The sequence below is a fragment of the Salipaludibacillus sp. HK11 genome, assembly GCF_047795645.1.
Taxonomy (GTDB): Bacteria; Bacillota; Bacilli; order Bacillales; family Salisediminibacteriaceae; genus Salipaludibacillus.
Window position 1 is genome coordinate 3,907,033 of the sequence record NZ_CP181045.1, and the last position, 14,811, is coordinate 3,921,843.

18 protein-coding genes are annotated in these 14,811 nt (G+C 41.0%); all 18 read left to right on the plus strand.

The features are described from left to right. The first annotated feature begins 18 nt into the window (after positions 1 to 18). The 18 genes from rpoC (at position 19) to rplN (ending at position 14,782) form a co-directional block, all read left to right on the plus strand. Positions 19 to 3,630, plus strand: a complete 3,612-nt coding sequence (gene rpoC, locus ACM26V_RS18380) for a DNA-directed RNA polymerase subunit beta' (protein ID WP_416148172.1) — start codon at positions 19 to 21, stop codon at positions 3,628 to 3,630. An 83-nt stretch (positions 3,631 to 3,713) separates the two neighbouring features. Then, on the plus strand, positions 3,714 to 3,962 hold the full coding sequence (locus ACM26V_RS18385) for a 50S ribosomal protein L7ae-like protein (RefSeq protein ID WP_416148173.1): 249 nt from the start codon (positions 3,714 to 3,716) through the stop codon (positions 3,960 to 3,962). Positions 3,963 to 4,076: 114 nt separating this feature from the next. After that, a complete protein-coding gene (gene rpsL, locus ACM26V_RS18390; protein ID WP_416148174.1) occupies positions 4,077 to 4,490 on the plus strand; it encodes a 30S ribosomal protein S12 in 414 nt (137 codons plus the stop codon). A gap of 62 nt (positions 4,491 to 4,552) precedes the next feature. Continuing rightward, a complete protein-coding gene (gene rpsG / locus ACM26V_RS18395; RefSeq protein WP_416148175.1) occupies positions 4,553 to 5,020 on the plus strand; it encodes a 30S ribosomal protein S7 in 468 nt (155 codons plus the stop codon). A gap of 131 nt (positions 5,021 to 5,151) precedes the next feature. After that, positions 5,152 to 7,230, plus strand: coding sequence for an elongation factor G (gene fusA / locus ACM26V_RS18400; protein ID WP_416148176.1), 2,079 nt, complete (start codon positions 5,152 to 5,154; stop codon positions 7,228 to 7,230). Positions 7,231 to 7,345: 115 nt separating this feature from the next. Next, positions 7,346 to 8,536, plus strand: a complete 1,191-nt coding sequence (gene tuf / locus ACM26V_RS18405; RefSeq protein ID WP_416148177.1) for an elongation factor Tu — start codon at positions 7,346 to 7,348, stop codon at positions 8,534 to 8,536. A 782-nt stretch (positions 8,537 to 9,318) separates the two neighbouring features. Further along, entirely contained in the window at positions 9,319 to 9,627 is a 309-nt protein-coding gene (rpsJ, locus tag ACM26V_RS18410; RefSeq protein WP_416151914.1) for a 30S ribosomal protein S10, read from the plus strand. 36 nt (positions 9,628 to 9,663) lie between these two features. Then, positions 9,664 to 10,293 (plus strand): 50S ribosomal protein L3, encoded by a 630-nt coding sequence (gene rplC, locus ACM26V_RS18415; protein ID WP_416148178.1) that lies wholly within the window; start codon positions 9,664 to 9,666, stop codon positions 10,291 to 10,293. Positions 10,294 to 10,319: 26 nt separating this feature from the next. Then, complete coding sequence (gene rplD, locus ACM26V_RS18420) at positions 10,320 to 10,943, plus strand: 50S ribosomal protein L4 (protein ID WP_416148179.1); 624 nt, start codon at positions 10,320 to 10,322, stop codon at positions 10,941 to 10,943. Then, a complete protein-coding gene (gene rplW, locus ACM26V_RS18425) occupies positions 10,943 to 11,233 on the plus strand; it encodes a 50S ribosomal protein L23 (protein ID WP_416148180.1) in 291 nt (96 codons plus the stop codon). Before rplD ends, rplW begins: the two co-directional genes overlap by 1 nt. A gap of 30 nt (positions 11,234 to 11,263) precedes the next feature. Continuing rightward, positions 11,264 to 12,094 (plus strand): 50S ribosomal protein L2, encoded by an 831-nt coding sequence (gene rplB, locus ACM26V_RS18430; protein WP_416148181.1) that lies wholly within the window; start codon positions 11,264 to 11,266, stop codon positions 12,092 to 12,094. Between the two features lie 63 nt (positions 12,095 to 12,157). Next, a complete protein-coding gene (rpsS, locus tag ACM26V_RS18435; RefSeq protein ID WP_416148183.1) occupies positions 12,158 to 12,430 on the plus strand; it encodes a 30S ribosomal protein S19 in 273 nt (90 codons plus the stop codon). A gap of 21 nt (positions 12,431 to 12,451) precedes the next feature. Beyond that, positions 12,452 to 12,793, plus strand: coding sequence for a 50S ribosomal protein L22 (rplV, locus tag ACM26V_RS18440; protein WP_416148184.1), 342 nt, complete (start codon positions 12,452 to 12,454; stop codon positions 12,791 to 12,793). A gap of 2 nt (positions 12,794 to 12,795) precedes the next feature. Beyond that, positions 12,796 to 13,455: a 30S ribosomal protein S3 gene (gene rpsC / locus ACM26V_RS18445; protein ID WP_416148185.1), complete on the plus strand. Its 660-nt coding sequence runs from the start codon at positions 12,796 to 12,798 to the stop codon at positions 13,453 to 13,455. Between the two features lie 2 nt (positions 13,456 to 13,457). Beyond that, positions 13,458 to 13,892, plus strand: a complete 435-nt coding sequence (gene rplP / locus ACM26V_RS18450; RefSeq protein WP_416148186.1) for a 50S ribosomal protein L16 — start codon at positions 13,458 to 13,460, stop codon at positions 13,890 to 13,892. Beyond that, positions 13,882 to 14,085 carry a 50S ribosomal protein L29 gene (rpmC, locus tag ACM26V_RS18455; RefSeq protein ID WP_416148187.1) on the plus strand — a complete coding sequence of 68 codons (204 nt, stop codon included), beginning with the start codon at positions 13,882 to 13,884 and terminating at the stop codon, positions 14,083 to 14,085. Before rplP ends, rpmC begins: the two co-directional genes overlap by 11 nt. Positions 14,086 to 14,105: 20 nt before the next feature. After that, on the plus strand, positions 14,106 to 14,369 hold the full coding sequence (gene rpsQ / locus ACM26V_RS18460) for a 30S ribosomal protein S17 (protein WP_416148188.1): 264 nt from the start codon (positions 14,106 to 14,108) through the stop codon (positions 14,367 to 14,369). A 44-nt stretch (positions 14,370 to 14,413) separates the two neighbouring features. Next, entirely contained in the window at positions 14,414 to 14,782 is a 369-nt protein-coding gene (gene rplN, locus ACM26V_RS18465; protein ID WP_416148189.1) for a 50S ribosomal protein L14, read from the plus strand. Positions 14,783 to 14,811 lie beyond the last annotated feature (29 nt).

Below are 14,811 nucleotides of genomic sequence, written 5' to 3' on the forward strand. Positions count from 1 at the left end.
GAAAGGGAGGTTAGCCCCTTGATCGATGTGAATAATTTTGAGTATATGAAAATAGGTCTTGCATCCTCAGATAAAATTCGTTCCTGGTCTAGAGGAGAAGTGAAGAAGCCTGAAACGATCAACTATCGTACACTTAAACCTGAAAAAGACGGTTTGTTCTGCGAGCGCATTTTCGGACCTACAAAGGACTGGGAATGCCATTGTGGGAAATACAAACGAGTTCGGTACAAAGGTGTTGTATGTGATCGTTGTGGAGTAGAAGTAACACGATCGAAAGTTCGGCGCGAGCGCATGGGACATATCGAATTAGCTGCTCCTGTTTCCCATATATGGTATTTTAAAGGGATCCCGAGTCGAATGGGACTTGTACTAGACATGTCTCCACGGTCATTAGAAGAAGTAATTTACTTTGCGTCTTATGTTGTGACCGAGACTGGTGACACACCGCTAGAAGTAAAACAATTACTTTCTGAAAAAGAATATCGAACGTATCGAGAGAAATATGGCGGTTCTTTTAACGCAAAAATGGGTGCAGAAGCTATCCGAAAACTATTAGAAGATATTGATTTGGATAAAGAAGCGACTCTTCTAAAAGAAGAGCTGGAAACAGCTCAGGGACAGCGTCGTACTAGAGCAATCAAACGTCTGGAAGTACTTGAAGCGTTCCGTCATTCAGGCAATGATCCTTCTTGGATGGTCTTGGATGTCCTTCCGGTTATTCCACCAGAACTTCGTCCAATGGTTCAATTAGATGGAGGGCGTTTTGCCACTTCCGACTTGAATGATTTGTATCGTCGCGTAATTAACCGTAACAATCGTCTTAAGCGATTGTTGGATTTAGGAGCGCCGAACATTATTGTTCAGAATGAGAAGCGAATGCTTCAAGAAGCGGTAGATGCTCTGATTGATAACGGACGACGTGGTCGTCCGGTTACAGGACCAGGAAACCGTCCATTGAAGTCTCTTTCGCACATGTTAAAAGGGAAGCAAGGGCGTTTCCGTCAAAATTTACTAGGAAAACGTGTCGACTACTCAGGTCGTTCTGTTATTGTTGTAGGTCCTCACTTGAAAATGTATCAATGTGGATTGCCTAAAGAAATGGCACTAGAGCTTTTCAAGCCCTTTGTTATGAAAGAGCTTGTCGCAAAAGGCTTTGCTCACAACATTAAGAGCGCAAAACGAAAAGTGGAGCGAGTGCACCCAGAAGTTTGGGACGTTCTTGAAGAAGTGATTAGAGAACATCCTGTTCTTTTAAACCGTGCACCGACATTACACAGACTTGGTATTCAAGCTTTTGAGCCAACGTTAGTTGAAGGCCGCGCTATTAAGCTTCATCCTCTCGTATGTACAGCGTACAACGCAGACTTTGATGGAGACCAAATGGCGGTTCATGTTCCACTATCAGCGGAAGCTCAAGCAGAATCTCGACTATTAATGCTTGCAGCACAAAATATATTGAATCCTAAAGATGGTAAACCGGTTGTTACACCATCTCAAGACATGGTACTAGGTAACTATTACTTAACGCTTGAAAGAGAAAGTGCAATTGGTGAAGGTGGGGTCTACTATGGGCCGGATGAGGTGTTAACAGCACTTCAAAACGGTTATGTTCACTTGCACACTCGAATTGCTGTTCCAGTATTATCATTAAATAAATCAAATTTTAAAGAAAAGTTTGAAGACCACATGATTGTCACATCTGTAGGTAAAATAATTTTCAATGAAATTTTACCGGATTCTTTTCCATATATAAACGAACCATCAACATTTAATTTGGAAATTGAAACGCCAGATAAATACTTTGTACCTAAGGGAACCGACATAAAGAAAGAGATTCAAAGTAGAGATCTAGTTCTTCCATTCAAAAAAGGCTTTTTAGGAGATATCATTGCAGAAGTGTTTAAGAAATTTAAGATTTCAGAAACCTCTGTCATGTTAGATAAAATGAAGGACTTAGGGTTCTATCATTCTACAAGAGCTGGAATTACCATTGGGGTATCTGACATCGTCGTATTAAAAGACAAACAAGACATCCTTGATGACGGGGAAGAAAAAGTTCAGAAAGTCATGAAGCAATTCCGTCGTGGTTTAATCACGGAAGAAGAGCGTTATGACAAAGTGATTGAAATATGGAGTAAGTCAAAAGACGTTATTCAGACAAAGCTTTTAGGCACGTTGGATAAGACGAACCCAATATTCATGATGAGTGACTCTGGGGCCCGAGGTAACGCATCAAACTTCACACAACTTGCAGGTATGCGAGGACTGATGGCCAATCCATCTGGTCGCATTATTGAACTTCCGATTAAGTCCAGTTTCCGAGAAGGGTTAACAGTGCTAGAGTACTTTATTTCTACTCACGGTGCTCGTAAAGGTCTAGCGGATACAGCACTTAAAACTGCCGACTCAGGTTATCTAACACGTCGTTTAGTTGACGTTGCCCAAGACGTCATCATTCGAGAGGATGACTGTGGTACAGACCGTGGTTTGGAAGTCAAAGCAATTAAAGAAGGGAATGAAGTGATTGAAAGTCTTTATGACAGATTGGTTGGTCGTGTATCTTACCAACGTCTTTATCATCCAAAGACAAAAGAAGTTCTCGTTGAACGAAACCAAGATATTAATGAAGAAATGGCGAAAATCATTGAAGACGCTGGTATAGAGAAGGTTATTATTCGATCTGCTTTCACCTGTGATACAAATCATGGTGTATGTAAGATGTGTTACGGTCGAAACCTAGCTACTGGAACAGAAGTTGAAGTGGGCGAAGCTGTTGGAATTATTGCAGCCCAATCAATTGGTGAACCTGGTACCCAGTTAACAATGCGTACCTTCCATACAGGTGGGGTAGCCGGAAACGATATCACACAAGGTTTACCGAGAATTCAAGAGGTTGTTGAAGCACGTAACCCGAAAGGTTTGGCGATTATCTCTGAAATTGTAGGTAAAGTAACTGAAATCAAAGATGTGAATGACAAGAAAGAAATTGTCGTTCAAGGTGCAATTGAAACAAGAAATTACCCTACTCTATATGGATCAAGGCTTAAAGTAAATGTAGGAGACGAAGTCCAGCCTGGTCAAGAACTTACTGAGGGGTCAATAGATCCTAAAGAATTATTAGTAGTCTCGGGTGTTCAAGGCGTTCAGGAATATCTTCTCAGAGAAGTGCAAAAAGTTTATCGTATGCAAGGGGTAGAAATTGGTGATAAGCACATTGAAGTAATGGTTAGACAAATGATGAGAAAAATTCGCGTCATTGATGCTGGTGATACAAAAGTTTTACCAGGATCACTTGTGGAAATTCACCAATTCACTGAAGCAAATCGTGATATTTTGCTCCGAAATGGTCGTCCAGCCTCTGGTCGTCCAGTACTATTAGGGATTACTAAAGCTTCATTGGAAACTGACTCTTTCTTATCAGCCGCTTCTTTCCAAGAAACGACGAGAGTTCTTACAGATGCAGCAATCAAAGGAAAACGTGATGAACTCGTCGGACTTAAAGAAAATGTCATTATCGGTAAATTGGTCCCAGCAGGTACAGGGATGCAACGGTACCGCCAAATGTCAGCAGCAGATAAAGAAGATCCTAAGCAAGAAGGGCCCATTGGAGAAGTGACAGTTAACGAATAATCAAAAAAATTGTTGACAAAGCAACAATCATGGTGATACTATATCAAAGTGTGCCAAATACCTGATGCTTTGGAGGATGACAAATGTCTTATGAAAAAGTAGCCCAGGCAGCTAATAAAGTCGTAGGCACGAAGCAGACATTAAAAGCACTGGAAAACGAACAGGTTAAAGAACTGATTGTTGCTGAAGATGCCGATCGTAAAGTTTTGGAAAAAGCTTTAATGATTGCCCAAGGAAAAGGGGTCTCCGTTCATCCGGTTGATTCTATGAAAAAACTTGGGAAAGCATGTGGGATCGACGTAAATGCAGCAATCGTAGCTATTAAAAAGTAAAATAGTTTTTACCAATAACGATCCGTCGTTATTGGTGAGAGCTTTCCTTTTAGCCATTTATGAACCACCTGGACCAGTGGGCTTGCTATTTCATTAAAGAGAGGAGGAAAAACCATGCCTACAATTAATCAATTAGTGCGAAAGGGTCGTCAATCAAAAGGAAAGAAATCCGACTCTCCAGCTTTAAACAAAGGATACAATAGTTTCAAAAAAGTACAAACAGATGAGGATTCACCACAAAAACGTGGAGTTTGTACTCGTGTAGGTACGATGACACCAAAGAAACCAAACTCGGCACTTCGTAAATATGCACGTGTTCGTTTGACAAATCAAATCGAAGTTACGGCATATATCCCAGGAATTGGGCACAACCTTCAAGAACACAGTGTTGTACTTATTCGTGGCGGACGTGTGAAAGATTTACCGGGTGTTCGTTATCATATCGTACGTGGAGCTCTTGACACAGCAGGTGTTGAAAAACGCATGCAAGGTCGTTCGAAGTACGGAACGAAAAGAACAAAAAAGTAGTAACTAAATTACAATTGAGTATGTTTAACAGACTCGAATAAAATCTGAAAGGAGGGATTTCAATGCCTCGTAAAGGACCTATTCCTCGCAGAGACGTTCTAGCTGACCCGATTTATCATTCGAAGCTAGTTACTCGTCTCATTAACCGTATTATGGTTGATGGTAAGAGAGGAAAAGCGCAAACTATTCTATATAGAGCATTTGATATTGTTCGTGAAAAAGGTAATGATCCACAAGAAATATTTGAAGAAGCTTTAAAAAACATCATGCCAGTACTTGAGGTAAAAGCACGCCGTGTAGGTGGTGCAAACTATCAAGTACCAATCGAAGTAAAACCTGAGCGTCGTACGACTTTAGGGCTTCGTTGGTTAGTAAGCTATGCACGTCTTCGTGGAGAGAAAACGATGGAAGAACGTTTAGCTTATGAGATTATGGATGCAGCGAATAATACAGGCTCAGCAGTTAAGAAGCGTGAGGATACTCACAAAATGGCTGAAGCTAACAAAGCATTCGCTCATTATCGCTGGTAAAACTAAGCAAATTCATTATATAATTGTCTTGAAATACAGGGTTCAATCTAAAGAGTCATTAAATGACTTTTTGATTTGAACACCTGATTAATACAACTAACATCTTGACAAATAGGAAGGAGAAATTACCAATGGCAAGAGAGTTCTCCTTAGAAAAGACCCGAAATATTGGGATCATGGCTCATATTGACGCCGGAAAAACAACTGCGACTGAGCGAATTCTTTTCTATACAGGCCGCATTCATAAAATTGGTGAAACTCACGATGGTGGTTCTCAGATGGACTGGATGGACCAAGAGCAAGAGCGTGGTATCACAATTACGTCCGCAGCAACAACAGCACAATGGGAAGGGCATCGAATTAATATCATCGACACTCCAGGGCACGTGGACTTCACAGTTGAAGTTGAGCGTTCACTTCGAGTACTAGATGGTGCAGTAACAGTTCTTGATGCACAATCAGGTGTTGAGCCACAGACAGAAACAGTGTGGCGCCAAGCAACAACATACGGTGTTCCTCGTATTGTCTTTGTAAACAAGATGGATAAATTAGGTGCTGATTTCATCTATTCTCTAGGGACACTAGAAGATAGATTAGGTGCAAATGTAGCAGCTATTCAATTACCAATTGGTGCTGAAGATGATTTTGAAGGAATCATTGACCTTATTACAATGGAAGCATTCTTCTATACTGATGATTTAGGGACACGAACAGAAGCTCGCGAAATTCCGGATGAGTACAAAGCTCAAGCGGAAGAGCATCGTGAAATTCTTATCGAGAAAGTTTCTGAATTAGATGAAGATCTTACAATGAAGTATCTAGAAGGAGAAGAAATTTCACAAGCTGAGCTTAAAGCGGCTATCCGTAAAGCGACGTGTGATGTGGAATTCTACCCAGTTATTTGTGGTTCTGCTTTCAAAAATAAAGGGGTGCAATTGCTTCTAGACGCAGTTATTGCATATCTTCCTGCACCAACAGATGTTGCTTCTATTCAAGGGCATGTTCCAGAAACAGAGGAGATTGTTACTCGTAAAGCTGGCGACGATCAACCTTTCGCTGCTTTAGCTTTTAAAGTAGCAACTGATCCATTTGTTGGTAAACTGACTTTCTTCCGAGTGTACTCTGGGAAAGTTGAATCAGGATCGTATGTTCGTAACTCATCAAAAGGTAAACGTGAGCGAATGGGACGTATTCTTCAAATGCATGCGAACCACCGTGAAGAAATTCCAACATGTTTCTCTGGTGATATTGCAGCAGGTGTTGGTCTTAAAGATACGTCAACAGGTGATACTTTATGCGATGAAAAGAATCTTGTTATTCTTGAGTCCATGGATTTCCCTGATCCAGTTATTTCTTTGTCAGTTGAACCAAAGTCAAAAGCTGACCAAGATAAGATGGGTATGGCGTTAGCTAAACTTGCAGAAGAGGATCCAACATTTAAAACACACACGGACGATGAAACGGGTCAAACAATCATTGCTGGTATGGGTGAACTTCACCTTGATATCATTGTTGATCGTATGAAGCGTGAGTTTAAAGTGGAAGCAAATGTTGGTGCACCGCAAGTATCTTACCGCGAAACAATTCGCCAAGAGGCCAAATGTGAAGGTAAGTTTGTTCGACAGTCAGGTGGACGAGGTCAGTACGGTCACGTATGGATTGAATTTACACCTAACGAAGAAGGCGCTGGATATGAATTTATTGATAATGTAGTCGGTGGGGTTGTACCACGTGAATATATTAATTCAGTTAACGCCGGAGTAAAAGAATCACTAGATAATGGACTGCTTGCAGGATTCCCAGTTATCGATGTAAAAGCAAGATTATATGACGGTTCTTATCATGACGTTGACTCTAACGAGATGGCGTTTAAGGTAGCAGCCTCTATGGCTTTCAAAGAAGCTAAAAACAAATGTAAACCAGTTTTACTTGAACCACTCATGAGAGTAGAAGTTGTTATTCCAGAAGAGTATATGGGTGACATCATGGGTGACATTACATCTCGTCGTGGACGTGTAGAAGGAATGGAAGCTAGAGGAAACGCGCAAACAGTTCGTGCAATGGTTCCTTTGGCTGAGATGTTCGGTTATGCCACGTCTCTACGTTCTAACACGCAAGGTCGTGGACAGTACTCCATGCACTTTGACCACTATGAAGAAGTTCCGAAGAGTATTGGTGAAGAAATCATTAAGAAAACTTCAGGACAATAGTAGGAAAGATTGTTTCTAAGAAAATTTTGTTGTAAGCTTGGAAGGGTGAAGAAGTAACATTTTTCATCTTTCTACAAAAATAAAAATATTTATAAACATAAGGAGGATTTCGATCATGGCAAAAGAAAAATTTGATCGTTCCAAAACACATGCCAACATTGGTACAATTGGACACGTCGACCACGGTAAAACAACATTAACTGCAGCTATCTCTCACGTGCTACACAAAAAATCAGGTAAGGGAACTGCAATGGCATATGACCAGATTGACGGAGCACCAGAAGAGCGCGAGCGTGGAATCACAATTTCCACTGCACACGTTGAGTATGAAACGGATTCTCGTCACTACGCACACGTTGACTGCCCAGGACACGCAGACTATGTTAAAAACATGATCACAGGTGCTGCGCAAATGGACGGAGCAATCTTAGTAGTATCCGCTGCTGATGGCCCAATGCCACAGACTCGTGAGCACATCTTACTTTCACGTCAAGTTGGTGTACCATCAATCGTGGTATTCTTAAACAAGACTGACCAAGTAGACGATGAAGAGCTACTTGAATTAGTAGAAATGGAAGTTCGTGATCTCCTTTCTGAGTATGACTTCCCTGGTGATGACATTCCTTTCGTTAAAGGTTCTGCTCTTAAAGCTCTTGAAGGAGATGCTGACCACGAAGCAGCAATCCTTGAGTTAATGCAGCAAGTAGATGATTACATCCCAACTCCAGACCGCGACAAGGATAAGCCTTTCATGATGCCAATTGAGGATGTATTCTCAATCACTGGCCGTGGTACTGTTGCTACAGGACGTGTTGAGCGTGGCCAATTAAATGTTGGTGACGAAGTAGAAATCATCGGTATTGAAGAGAAGTCTAGCAAATCAACTGTTACAGGTGTTGAGATGTTCCGTAAGCTTCTTGACTATGCTGAAGCTGGTGACAACATTGGAGCACTACTACGTGGTGTTGCTCGTGATGATATTAACCGTGGACAAGTACTTGCTAAGCCAGGTACAATTACTCCACATACTAAATTTAAAGCAGAAGTTTATGTACTATCTAAAGAAGAAGGTGGACGTCACACTCCATTCTTCACTAACTATCGTCCACAGTTCTACTTCCGTACTACGGACGTAACTGGTGTAACTTATTTGCCTGAAGGCGTTGAAATGGTTATGCCTGGTGACAACGTAGAAATGGTTGTTGAACTTATTGCTCCAATCGCTATCGAAGAAGGTACGAAGTTCTCTATCCGTGAGGGTGGACGTACTGTAGGCGCTGGTGTTGTTGCAACAATTACTGAGTAATCTTTGATTGTAAGCGAATTTCAAAGGCTGATCCGTTGGATGTATCATCCACTGGGTCAGCCTTTTTTATTTATGGAGAAATCGAAACCGAAATCGGATTGTCATTTGAGGTGAAAAGATAAAACAGAAGAAGAGAGAACTTGTGTAGTAGGCGAGTAGAGTAAGAGAAAATAAAAAACAAGACAAAGGAACTTATACAGTAAGCGAGTAAGAAAAGGGGAATAAAGCAGAAGCAAATTATAACCATAAGAGATTATATAATATGTAACATATGAAACCAGCTAAAAAGCATCGTTAGGTAGTCCGCTTCAAATAGAAAGCAAACAAAGAAGTAACCAGAACCGATCACTTGAATTATATTAATGACAAATATACGCAAAATCATTCATACAATTATCTAGTAGGTTATAGTGTGAAGTGTTTTGATGATAGAAGTAAAGAAAGTTGAAATCATAGATGCATAGTTATTTCCTAAAAGCACTTAATTAAGAGTGTTTTAAGTTAACTTAACGTCTACTATTAACCCAAATTATTCTTGTGAAATTACTTCTTGATATTATTGATACAACCTTGTATAATAGGCAAAGTGTGATTACGACATATATATTATAAAAAAACTTGCATACACATTTCCATTCGTGTATAATATCTAATGTTGGTCACTGACAGGCGTTGATCCGGGAGGTTGCTGACACGCCAGGCCCCTTTGCCATGGGGCGGTGTGTGAAAATTTCCGAGGAGCAAGTCTATTTCCAAAAATGGGCGAAAAAGGAGGTATTCAAATGGCAAAACAAAAAATTCGCATTCGATTAAAAGCTTATGATCATAGAATTCTTGATCAATCTGCAGAGAAGATTGTTGATACGGCAAAACGATCAGGTGCTTCGGTATCCGGTCCAATCCCGCTACCAACAGAAAGATCTATCTACACAGTTCTTCGTGCGGTGCACAAGTACAAAGACTCTCGCGAACAGTTCGAGATGCGTACTCATAAGCGTCTAATCGATATCGTTGAGCCAACACCACAAACGGTCGATGCTTTAATGCGATTAGATCTGCCATCAGGCGTTGATATTGAAATCAAACTATAAATAATAAAATGAAAAGAATTATAGGAGGTGTGACTCATGACCAAAGGAATCTTAGGTAAAAAATTAGGTATGACCCAAGTATTCTCTAAAACTGGAGAGGCAATTCCGGTTACTGCGATCCAAGCTGAACCAAACGTTGTTCTTCAAAAGAAAACTATTGAAGGTGAAGGCTATGAAGCGATCCAATTAGGGTTTTCTGATACAAAGCAAAACAGACAAAACAAACCTGCAAAAGGTCACGCAGAAAAAGCGAAGACAACCCCTAAGCGCTTCGTTAAAGAGCTCCGTTCATTGAATGTAGCGGACTATGAAATTGGTCAAGAAGTCAAAGTTGACACATTTGCTGAAGGAGACTCAGTCGATGTAACTGGGAAATCAAAAGGGAAAGGTTTCCAAGGTGCTATTAAGCGTCATAACCAATCTCGAGGGCCAATGACTCACGGTTCACGTTATCACCGTCGTCCTGGTTCAATGGGTCCTGTTGATCCAAACCACGTACGCCCTGGTAAGTTGCTCCCTGGACGCATGGGTGGAGAACAAGTAACCGTTCAGAACCTCGAAATTGTAAAAGTAGATTCAGAAAATAACATTCTTCTCGTAAAAGGTAATGTACCTGGAGCAAGAAGAAGTTTCGTAACTATTCAATCAGCGGTTAAAGCTGACTAATATTGAAGAAGAAAGGAGGAGCCCAGATGCCTAAAGTTACTTTGTTTAACCAAGCTGGCTCGCAAGTAGGCGATATTGAACTTTCAGACAACGTTTTTGGCGTTGTTCCAAATGAAAGTGTTCTATATGAAGCAGTTGTGATGCAACAAGCATCTCAACGACAAGGTACACATTCAACAAAAACTCGCGGAGAAGTTCGCGGCGGTGGAAAAAAACCATGGCGACAAAAAGGAACTGGACGTGCACGTCACGGTACAATCCGTTCCCCGATTTGGGTAGGTGGTGGTGTTACATTTGGTCCGACACCTCGCAGCTATGGCTATAAGATGCCTAAGAAACAACGTCGTTTAGCGCTAAAATCAGCTCTTTCTTCTAAGGTAAATGATGAAAACATTTACGTATTGGAAGGATTGAGTCTAGAAACACCAAAAACAAAGGAAATAAAGCAAGTCTTAGCTGGATTATCAGCAGATGCAAAAGTACTTGTTGTTACAGCAGATTACAACGATGCCGTTGCTTTATCTGTTCGTAACCTTCCGGGAGTAAAATTTGTAACAGCAGACGGAGTTAATGTTCTCGATCTTCTTAACCATAAGAAGCTAATCATTACTCAAGATGCTGTCAAACAGGTAGAGGAGGTGCTTGCATAATGGCAGATATTAGAGATCTCATTAAGCGCCCGATCATTACAGAACGTACAGCGGATTTAATGGCTGATAAGAAATACACGTTTGAGGTTGATCCTCGAGCAAATAAATCACAAATTAAAGATGCAGTTGAAGAAATCTTTGGTGTGACTGTAGTTAAAGTAAATACAATGAACTACAAAGGTAAATTCAAGCGTTTTGGACGTCATTCAGGCTATACTCGCAAGCGCAAAAAAGCCATTGTTCAACTTTCAGCGGACAGCAAAGAACTAGAGTTCTTTGAAGGCGCGTAAAAAATTTATAAGTGAAGGAGGGAAAAACTGATGGCTATTAAAAAGTATAAACCAACCACAAATGGTCGACGATTTATGACTAGTTTAGATTTCGAAGACCTTACAACAGATAAACCGGAAAAATCCTTGTTAGCTCCACTACATGGTAGAGGTGGACGTAACAATCAAGGTAGATTGACAGTACGTCATCAAGGTGGCGGACACAAACGTCAATACCGAATTATTGATTTCAAACGCAACAAAGATGGAATTCCAGGCCGCGTTGCTACAATTGAGTATGATCCAAACCGTTCTGCGAATATCGCACTTGTAAACTATGCGGATGGAGAAAAACGTTACATTCTTGCTCCTAAAAATATTAAAGTAGGCACAATGATCATGTCTGGTAAAGATGCGGATATCAAAGTAGGTAACGCACTTGAACTAAAAGACATTCCAGTAGGTACAATTATTCATAACGTAGAACTTCGACCTGGTAAAGGTGGACAGTTAGTACGTTCTGCTGGGGCTGAAGCACAAGTTTTAGGTAAAGAAGGCATTTATGTTCTTGTTCGTTTGCGTTCAAGTGAAACGCGTTTAATCTTAGCAACTTGTCGTGCGACAATTGGTCAAGTTGGTAACGTAGAGCATGAGCTTGTGACGATCGGTAAAGCCGGCCGTTCACGTTGGTTAGGTAAACGACCAACTGTTCGTGGTTCTGTTATGAACCCTAATGATCACCCACACGGTGGTGGTGAAGGTAAAGCTCCAATTGGTCGTAAGTCGCCGATGTCACCATGGGGTAAACCAACTCTTGGTTATAAGACTCGTAAAAAGAATAAAAGCACGGATAAATATATTGTGCGTCGACGTAAAAAATAACGCGATTGCGATACGGTTCTCTGATAGGAACCGTGAGTCAATCATGAAGAAGGAGGTACAACTATGGGTCGCAGCTTGAAAAAAGGACCTTTTGTCGATGATCATTTGATGAAGAAAGTAGAAGCGATGGATACGGAAAACAGAAGAGTTATTAAAACTTGGTCACGTCGCTCAACGATTTTCCCACAATTCATTGGTCACACAATTGCAGTGTATGACGGTCGTAAACATGTACCAGTATTTGTTTCTGAAGATATGGTTGGACATAAGCTTGGTGAATTTGCACCAACACGAACGTATAAAGGTCATGCAGACGATAGGAAAACACGACGTTAATAAAGAGGGGAGGTACTATTCATGGAAGCAAAAGCAGTTGCAAAACAAGTGCGTATTGCTCCTCGCAAAGTTCGCTTAGTTGTAGACTTGATCCGTGGTAAAGCAGTCGGTGAAGCAGTTTCAATTTTGAAACTCACACCTAAAAAAGCATCTCCAGTAGTGGAGAAACTTTTGAACTCAGCCATTGCGAACGCAGAGCATAACTATGAAATGGAACCTGACAATTTAGTTGTTAGTAAAGTATTTGTAGACGAAGGTATTACATTAAAGAGATTCCGACCACGTGCTATGGGACGTGCGAGCCGAATTAACAAACGTACGAGCCATATTACGCTCGTTCTATCAGAAAAGAAGGAGGGATAAGTGTGGGTCAAAAAATAAATCCTAATGGACTTCGTGTAGGCGTTATTCGCGGCTGGGAGTCAAAATGGTACGCTGATAAAGATTATGCTGACCTACTTCACGAAGATATTAAAATTCGTGAATACTTGGAGAAGCGTCTAAGTGAAGCTTCAGTCTCCACGATCGAAATCGAACGTGCGGCTAGTCGTGTGAACGTAACGATTTACACTGCCAAACCAGGAATGGTTATTGGTAAAGGTGGATCTGAAGTCGAAGCATTACGTAAAGCTCTAAATCAATTAAGCGGTAAGCGAGTACACATTAACATCAACGAAATCAAGAGACCAGATCTTGATGCAAAGCTTGTTGCTGAAAATATTGCTCGTCAATTAGAAAATCGTATTTCTTTCCGTCGTGCGATGAAACAAACTATTCAACGCACAATGCGATCTGGCGCACTAGGGATCAAAACGCAAGTTTCTGGTCGTCTTGGTGGTGCTGATATCGCTCGCGATGAATCATATAGCGAAGGAACTGTTCCACTACACACATTAAGAGCTGACATTGACTATGGTGCTGCTGAGGCAGACACTACTTACGGTAAACTTGGTGTAAAAACGTGGATTTACAAAGGTGAAGTCCTTCCAACGAAAGGAACGAACCAAGAGGAAGGAGGAAAATAATCATGCTAATGCCTAAACGTGTGAAATTCCGTCGCGAACACCGTGGTAAGATGCGCGGTCGTGCGAAGGGTGGAACAGAAGTATCATTCGGTGAATATGGTTTACAAGCTCTTGAAGCTTCGTGGATCACAAATCGTCAAATTGAGTCCTCACGTATTGCCATGACACGTTACATGAAACGTGGAGGTAAAGTATGGATTAAAATTTTCCCCGATAAGCCTTATACGGCTAAACCTTTAGAAGTTCGGATGGGTTCCGGTAAAGGTGCGCCTGAAGGATGGGTTGCTGTAGTAAAACCAGGGAAAATTTTATTTGAAATAGCAGGTGTATCAGAAGAAGTAGCTCGCGAAGCATTACGTTTAGCTTCACACAAGCTACCAATTCAAACGAAATTTGTAAAACGTGAAGAAGTGGGTGGTGACGCAAATGAAAGCTAATGAGATTCGCAACCTAACCACTGCAGAAGTCGAACAAAAAACGAAGACATTGAAAGAAGAACTTTTCAATCTTCGCTTTCAACTTGCGACTGGGCAGTTAGATAATCCAGCCCGTATTCGCGAAGTGAAAAAAGGTATTGCTCGTGCAAAAACAGTATTACGTGAACGAGAACTCGGAATCACGAACGAATAGGCTGAGAGGAGGTTTGCACAGTGGAAGAACGTAATAATCGCAAAAGCTATGTTGGTCGAGTAACATCTGATAAGATGGACAAAACCATTACAGTTGTTGTCGAAACGTATAAAACACACTCTCTCTATGGAAAGCGTGTAAAATATTCTAAAAAGCTTAAAGCGCACGATGAGAATAACTCAGCTAAATTAGGTGATGTTGTAAAAATCATGGAAACTCGTCCGGTATCTAAAGACAAGCGTTTCCGTATCATCGAAATTGTTGAAGAATCAGTCATCGTTTAACTTCAAGTATATGTTTGCTTACCTGAAGGGAGGTAAAGAAGTCTATGATCCAGCAAGAAAGCCGTTTAAAAGTTGCCGATAACTCAGGAGCGCGTGAAGTACTTTGTATTAAAGTTCTCGGAGGTTCCGGGCGTAAAGTAGCTAATATTGGAGACGTTATTGTCTGTACTGTCAAACAAGCAACACCTGGTGGCGTTGTCAAGAAGGGTGAAGTTGTTCGTGCAGTCATTGTTCGTACAAAGACTGGCGCTCGTCGTAAAGATGGCTCTTACATTAAGTTTGATGAAAACGCAGCGGTGATTATCCGTGACGATAAAGGACCAAGAGGAACACGTATCTTCGGACCAGTTGCACGAGAACTTCGTGAAAACCAGTTCATGAAAATTGTTTCTTTAGCTCCTGAAGTACTTTAATGATAGATCAAATGAACAGAAATATACGT

Excerpts from the sequence above, each read along its gene's own strand:
- ACM26V_RS18385 (WP_416148173.1), top strand. The coding sequence starts at position 3,714 with ATGTCTTATGAAAAAGTAGCCCAGGCAGCTAATAAAGTCGTAGGCACG.
- rpsL (WP_416148174.1), top strand. The coding sequence starts at position 4,077 with ATGCCTACAATTAATCAATTAGTGCGAAAGGGTCGTCAATCAAAAGGA.
- rpsG (WP_416148175.1), top strand. The coding sequence starts at position 4,553 with ATGCCTCGTAAAGGACCTATTCCTCGCAGAGACGTTCTAGCTGACCCG.
- fusA (WP_416148176.1), top strand. The coding sequence starts at position 5,152 with ATGGCAAGAGAGTTCTCCTTAGAAAAGACCCGAAATATTGGGATCATG.
- tuf (WP_416148177.1), top strand. The coding sequence starts at position 7,346 with ATGGCAAAAGAAAAATTTGATCGTTCCAAAACACATGCCAACATTGGT.
- rpsJ (WP_416151914.1), top strand. The coding sequence starts at position 9,319 with ATGGCAAAACAAAAAATTCGCATTCGATTAAAAGCTTATGATCATAGA.
- rplC (WP_416148178.1), top strand. The coding sequence starts at position 9,664 with ATGACCAAAGGAATCTTAGGTAAAAAATTAGGTATGACCCAAGTATTC.
- rplD (WP_416148179.1), top strand. The coding sequence starts at position 10,320 with ATGCCTAAAGTTACTTTGTTTAACCAAGCTGGCTCGCAAGTAGGCGAT.
- rplW (WP_416148180.1), top strand. The coding sequence starts at position 10,943 with ATGGCAGATATTAGAGATCTCATTAAGCGCCCGATCATTACAGAACGT.
- rplB (WP_416148181.1), top strand. The coding sequence starts at position 11,264 with ATGGCTATTAAAAAGTATAAACCAACCACAAATGGTCGACGATTTATG.
- rpsS (WP_416148183.1), top strand. The coding sequence starts at position 12,158 with ATGGGTCGCAGCTTGAAAAAAGGACCTTTTGTCGATGATCATTTGATG.
- rplV (WP_416148184.1), top strand. The coding sequence starts at position 12,452 with ATGGAAGCAAAAGCAGTTGCAAAACAAGTGCGTATTGCTCCTCGCAAA.
- rplP (WP_416148186.1), top strand. The coding sequence starts at position 13,458 with ATGCTAATGCCTAAACGTGTGAAATTCCGTCGCGAACACCGTGGTAAG.
- rpmC (WP_416148187.1), top strand. The coding sequence starts at position 13,882 with ATGAAAGCTAATGAGATTCGCAACCTAACCACTGCAGAAGTCGAACAA.
- rplN (WP_416148189.1), top strand. The coding sequence starts at position 14,414 with ATGATCCAGCAAGAAAGCCGTTTAAAAGTTGCCGATAACTCAGGAGCG.